The organism is Pelagibius sp., assembly GCF_028289705.1.
Taxonomy (GTDB): domain Bacteria; phylum Pseudomonadota; class Alphaproteobacteria; order Kiloniellales; family Kiloniellaceae; genus Pelagibius.
The window spans coordinates 1-5,941 of sequence record NZ_JANQOI010000118.1 but is presented as its reverse complement, the minus strand read 5'-3'; the positions used below and the strand labels follow the sequence as shown (position 1 = coordinate 5,941).

The following is a 5,941-nucleotide window of genomic DNA, read 5'->3' as shown; positions in this document are numbered from 1 at the left end:
CGCCGGATCCCTTCGGGACGGGGCAGATATTCGCCAGGGCCGCGTCGCGGACGCCTTGTGGGGGACCACCCCACGGCACCGCCCGCTCCTAACCCTGGCGAACATCTGCTCCCGCCACGACGACGAAATGAATATCAACAGGCCCTAGATGCGGGCGGCGACGCTCTTGGTGCGGCAGTAGCTCAGCAGGCCTTCGAGGCCCTTCTCGCGGCCGAAGCCGGACTTCTTGTTGCCGCCAAAGGGCACCTCGATGCCGCCAGCGAAGTACTCGTTGATGTAGACCTGCCCGGCATCCAGGCGCCGTGCCAGGCGGTGCGCGCGTGTAAAGTCCCCGGTATAGATTCCGGCCACCAGCGCGTACTGGCTGTTATTGGCGAGGGTGAGGGCGTGCTCCGCATCCTCGGCGGTCTGCACCGTCAGGACCGGGCCGAAGATCTCCTGCTGCACCAGTTCGTCGCCGGCATCGCGGGCGCCGACGATGGTCGGCTGGAAGAACCATCCCTTGCCGGTCTCCGGGTCCACCGTCTCGCCGCCGCCGGTCGCCACCTCGATCCCCCGCTCGCGGGCACGGGCGATGAAGCCGGAAACCCGGGTGAGCTGCTCGGCGGAGTTCACCGGGCCGAGCTGCGGGTTTCTGAGGCCGTGCCCGAGGGTCAGCTTTTCGGCCCGCCGGCAGAGCTCTTCGACGAAGCCGTCGTGCAGACCGCGCTCGACGATCAGGCGCGAACCGGCCGAGCAGATCTGCCCCGCGTTCTCGAAGATCGCGCCCATGACACCGTCGAGGGCCTGATCCCGGTCGCAGTCGTCGAGCACCACCACCGGCGACTTGCCGCCGAGTTCCAGCACCACACGGGTCACGTTCTCCGCCGCCGCCTTCATGACGGCGGTGCCGGTGGCCACCGAGCCGGTGAAGGTGATGTGGTCGACCCCAGGGTGGGCGGCCAAGGGCGCCCCGACCTCGGCACCGGTTCCGGTCACCACGTTGCAGACCCCGGCGGGCAGGCCCGCGTTCTTGAGGATCTCCGCCAGCCGCAGCGCGGTGAAGGGCGTCTGCTCGGCGGGCTTGGCGACCACCGCACAGCCGGCGGCCAGCGCCGGGGCGATGCCCCGCGCCGCCGTTGAGATCGGAAAGTTCCAGGGAATGATCTGGGCCGCCACGCCGACCGGCTCGTGCTGGCTGTAGCCCAGATAGTCCGGGCCGATGGGAAAGGTATCGCCCTGCAGCTTGTCGCAGGCGCCGGCGTAGTATTCGAATGCGCGCGCGGCGCCCTGCACGTCGCCCTCGGCCTCGCCGATCGGCTTGCCGCTGTCGAGGCACTCGACCACCGCCAGGCCCGCCGCGTTCTCGCGGATCAGCGCGGCGGCGCGGGAGAGGATGCGGCCCCGTTCGGCGGCGGGCGTATCCCGCCAGACCGCCTCGAAGGCGTTGCGGGCCGAGGCCACGGCGGCCTCCACGTCGGCGGCATCGCCCCGGGCAAATTCGGCGAAAGCCTCGGCCCGGCCGGGGTCCTGGCTTTCCATGCTGCGCCCGGCAGCCGGCGCGGAAAACGCCCCGTCGATGAAGTGGCCCTGGGGCAGATCCGGGAGGGTGCCGCTGGTGAGCGCCTGGTCGATCAGTTCCTTGCGGGTCTTCATCGGATCATCCTTCCAAGGCGCTGATACGGTAGGCGGACCTGGCAAGCCAGTCCGGGTTGACCGTGACCCCCCAGCCCGGCCGGTCGCTCACCGTCACCTGGCCGCCCTCGACAGCATAGGGTGACTCGACGAAGAGATCCTGCTGCCAGGGATAGTAGTCCTCGCCCTCGATGGAGAGTTCCAGGTACTTGCCGGCGTTGGGGATGGCGCGCAGCAGATGCATGGTGAAAAGCGTGACCATCGAGAGGTTGGCGCTGTGGGGCGTTACCGGGAGGCCCGCCTTCTCGGCCATCTTCGCCACCCGCAGCGTGCGGGTCAGCCCGCCCAGATAGCAGACGTCCGGCTGCAGGATGTCGACCACGCGGCCGTCGATCATGCGCCGCCAGTCCACCAGGGAGCAGTCCTGCTCGCCCCCCGTGACGTCGATCTCCAGCGCCTCGGTCACCTCTTTGGTCTGCTCGTATTCCCAGTAGGGGCAGGGCTCCTCGTAGTGCGAGACCCCGTTGTCCTGCAGCAGGTGGCCGACCTCGATGGCCCGCTTGGGCGAGAAGCCCGAGTTGGCGTCGACCAGCAGGGCGACGCCGTCGTCCATTGCCCGCCGCATGGTCGGCACGATCTCCTCGGTGCGGCCCGGCCACTCGTCGACGTCGCGCCCGCATTCGGCGCCGACGCGGAACTTGAAGGCATCGAAGCCCAGGCGGTCGCGCAGGCCTTTCAGACGTTCCGATTCCTGTTGCGGGGTGATGTCCCGCTTCATGGAGGAGCCGTAGGCGCGCAGCGGCCCGGGCGAGCCCCCGATCAGCGCGCAGACCGGCTTGCCTTCGCGCTTGCCGCGCAGGTCCCAGAGCGCGGTGTCCAGGCCGCCGATGGCGCGGCGCAGGTAGGCGCCGGGGAACTTGTGCTCGCGCTCCGGAATGATGTCGACGAGGTAGTCGATGTCCAGCGCGTCCTGCCCCAGGGCATAGGGCGCCACCTGGCGGTGCACGACCTGTGCGGTGATGTCGGCATTATAGGGCGCCACCTGGCCCCAACCTTCTTTGCCGTCGCCGGTCCGCACCCGCACGAAGCAGACGTACTCGTTCGTGAAGGTCTCGATACTCGCGATTTCCATAGCGGTCCCGGCCGGCTCCCAAGAGGCATCCCCGGGGGCCACGATAAACGGAATTGGCCTTGATTTAAGGTCCATTTTCGTTCGATCTATAGGCCAATCCGTTGGGGAGGAGACATGAAAACCAACGCCGGGGCGCTGTTGTCGTCGATCCGGATCGACCGGACCGCGCGGCGAAAGATCAGCGTTCAGCTCTACATGGGGCTCAAGGAGATCCTGCTCTCCGGCGGGGTGAACCCCGGCGAGCGGCTGCCGGCGACGCGCACCCTGGCCAAGGAAATCGGCGTCTCGCGCACCACCGTCATCGACGCCGTCGACCGCCTGACGGCGGAGGGCCTGCTGGAGGCCAGGGTGGGCGCCGGCACCTTCGTCAGCGAAGCCCTCTCCGGCCAGCGCGCGGCCGTCGCGGCGGCCCGTCCGGCGGCGGGCAAACCGGTCGATCACCACCTCTCCCGCGCCGCCCGCCGCGCCCAGCGCTTTCTCGCGCCAAGGGCCTGGCTGCCCCACAAATCCCAGGCCTTCATCACCGCGCTGCCGGCCCTCGATCTCTTTCCGATGGCGCATTGGGCGCGGCTTTCGGCGCGGCACTGGCGGGCCGGGCGGGAGGACGTCATGGGTTACGGCCACCCCTCCGGCTACCAGGGCCTGCGCGAGGCGATCTCGACCCATCTGAATGCCGCCCGCGGCATCAAGTGCGACCCGGAGCAGATCTTCATCGTGTCCGGCGCCCAGCAGGCTTTTTCCCTGATCTCCACGCTGCTGCTCAACCCCGGCGACCCCGTCTGGTTCGAGAACCCCGGCGCCATCGGGGCCCGCAACGCCTTTGTCGCCGGCGGCGCCGACATCGTCCCCGTGGAGGTCGACGACGAGGGGCTGAGCATTGCCGACGGGCTGCGCAAGGCGCCCCACTTCCGCCTCGCCTTCGTAACGCCGTCGCACCAGCAACCCCTGGGCCAGGTCATGAGCCTGCCGCGCCGGCTCGCCCTTTTGGGCGCGGCGGAGGACGCCGATGCCCTGATCGTCGAGGACGACTACGACGGGGAGTTCTACTACGGCGGCCAACCCCAACCGCCGCTGAAGAGCATCGATACCCAGGAGCGGGTGATCTACGTCGGCACCTTCTCAAAGTCCCTCTTTCCGTCCTTGAGGCTCGGCTTCGTTCTGGCGCCCCGCGGCCTGGAGCGGACCTTTGCCGACATCAGCGCGGCCTGGCTCAGCGGCGTGCCGACGGCGACCCAGGCCATCGTCGCGGACTTCATGAACGAGGGTCTGTTCTCCACCCACATCCGGCTTATGCGCCAGGCCTACAAGGCCCGGCACGACGCCCTGATCGAGGCAGCCGCCGAGCTTTCCGGGAGGATCGACGTTCGCCCCACTTCCAGCGGCTTCCATACCGTGGGTTTCTTGACCGGCGATGCCGATGACGAGAGGATCGTTGCCGAAGCCCGGGACCAAGGGATCGTTGTCGCGGCCCTGTCGCGCTACTGCTGCGCGCCAATCGACCGCAGGGGCCTCGTGCTCGGGTTTGGCGGGGTGACGCCGGAAGAAATCCGCCGCGGTTTCGGCAAATTGCGCGCCCTGCCGGAATTGACGCGGTAATTGGTCTGATCCAATATCGGCAATGGATATATTTTGCAGTCCATTATCACACTAGGCTTGGAAATCTGATTTGCCGGCTCGTCTGCTTGGGCGATCGGCCAATAAGGGAGGCTTGAATGACAGGCAGAAAACTGACCGCGGCCCTGATGGCCGCGACCATCCTTACTGCGGCGACGGCGGCCCAGGCGGAGACCCTGCGACTTCTGACCTGGGGGTCCTACGCGCCGGAGGAAGTCGTCAAGATGTTCGAGGAGAAGTACCCCGACATCACCGTGGAGGTGACCTTCTCCAACAACGAGGAGATGATCGCCAAGCTCCGCGCGACCGGCGGTGCCGGCTATGACCTGGCGCAGCCGAGCCACGACCGCATCTACGCAGCCCAGCTCGAATACGACATCTACAAGCCGATGGACCTGTCGAAGATCGACACCTCGGTGATGGAGCCCAAGCTGCTGGACGGCGTGAAGGCCAACACCACCATCGACGGCGAGGTCTACTCGGTTCCCCACGTCTGGGGCACCTCCGGGCTGATGGCCGACAAGACCAAGGCGCCCGACTTCAAGAGCTGGGCCGACCTCTGCGATCCGAAGTACAAGGGCAAGACCTCGATGCGCCTGAAGCGCACCATCCTGCTGGGCACCGCCTTTGCGATGGGCGAGGATCCCTTCGCCGCCTATGCCGATCTCGACAAGTACCAGGCCATCCTCGACAAGGCGGTCGACAAGCTGATCGCCTGCAAGGACAACATCAAGGCCTACTGGAAGGGTGGTGACGACCTTTCCGCGCTGATGCTCTCCGGCGAAGTGGTCGCCTCGGAGACCTGGGACTCCACGGCCTACAGGCTCTACAACCAGAACCCCAACATCGTCTTCGTGCCGCCCGAGACCGGCGCTCTGGCCTGGATCGACACCTTCACCCTGCCGCGCAAGGGCAAGGCCGACGAAGCGGCCTACAAGTGGATCAACTTCGTCATGCAGCCGGAGATCGTGAAGCTGATGTCCGCCAGCACCGGCAGCGTGGCGGCGGTCAAGGGCGGCAAGGAACTGCTGCCCGACGACAAGAAGGCGGCCTTCTCCGCGGCCTTCTCCGCAGAGGACATTGCCAACCTGCAGTTCTTCGCCAACATCCCGCCGGGTGTCGAAGACATGGAAGGCAAGGCGCTGGAGAAGATCAAGGCTGCCACCGGCGGCTGATCCGGCAGTCCAGCTTGCGAGACGCTGCCCCCGGCTGACGCCGACGGGCAGCGTCTCTTCTTCCCGGGGTCCTCAATTCCGCGACGGGCCATCGCATGAATCCCTCATCCGACTACGACCTCGAGTGCACCAACGTCTCCAAGAGCTTCGGGCGCCTGCGGGCGGTCGATGACGTCTCCTTCAAGATCCCCAGCGGCTCGTTCTTTTCGATCCTGGGCCCCTCGGGCTGCGGCAAGACGACCCTGATGCGGATGATCGCCGGCTTCGAGGACCCCTCGGCCGGCGATGTGAAGATCAAGGGGAACTCGGTCCTCAACACGCCGCCGAACAAGCGCAACGTGAAGATGGTCTTCCAGCATCTCGCGCTGTTCCCGATGATGAACGTCTACGAGAACATCGCCTACGG

5 protein-coding genes are annotated in these 5,941 nt (G+C 67.1%); 3 read left to right on the top strand and 2 right to left on the bottom strand.

All coding sequences use genetic code 11. From position 1 onward, the window contains the following. Nucleotides 1-144 precede the first annotated feature (144 nt). A complete protein-coding gene (locus Q0996_RS15585) occupies nt 145-1,635 on the bottom strand; it encodes an aldehyde dehydrogenase family protein (RefSeq protein ID WP_299621636.1) in 1,491 nt (496 codons plus the stop codon). A 4-nt stretch (nt 1,636-1,639) separates the two neighbouring features. Then, entirely contained in the window at nt 1,640-2,746 is a 1,107-nt protein-coding gene (locus Q0996_RS15580) for a mandelate racemase/muconate lactonizing enzyme family protein (protein WP_299621633.1), read from the bottom strand. 114 nt (nt 2,747-2,860) lie between these two features. Between Q0996_RS15580 and Q0996_RS15575 the strand changes: the two genes are divergently transcribed. From Q0996_RS15575 to Q0996_RS15565, 3 genes are all read left to right on the top strand, one after another. Then, a complete protein-coding gene (locus Q0996_RS15575) occupies nt 2,861-4,342 on the top strand; it encodes a PLP-dependent aminotransferase family protein (protein WP_299621629.1) in 1,482 nt (493 codons plus the stop codon). A gap of 116 nt (nt 4,343-4,458) precedes the next feature. Continuing rightward, nucleotides 4,459-5,535 carry an extracellular solute-binding protein gene (locus tag Q0996_RS15570; RefSeq protein WP_299621626.1) on the top strand — a complete coding sequence of 359 codons (1,077 nt, stop codon included), beginning with the start codon at nt 4,459-4,461 and terminating at the stop codon, nt 5,533-5,535. Between the two features lie 95 nt (nt 5,536-5,630). Continuing rightward, nucleotides 5,631-5,941 (top strand): ABC transporter ATP-binding protein (locus tag Q0996_RS15565; RefSeq protein WP_299621623.1); only part of this gene is annotated, 311 nt, incomplete at its 3' end.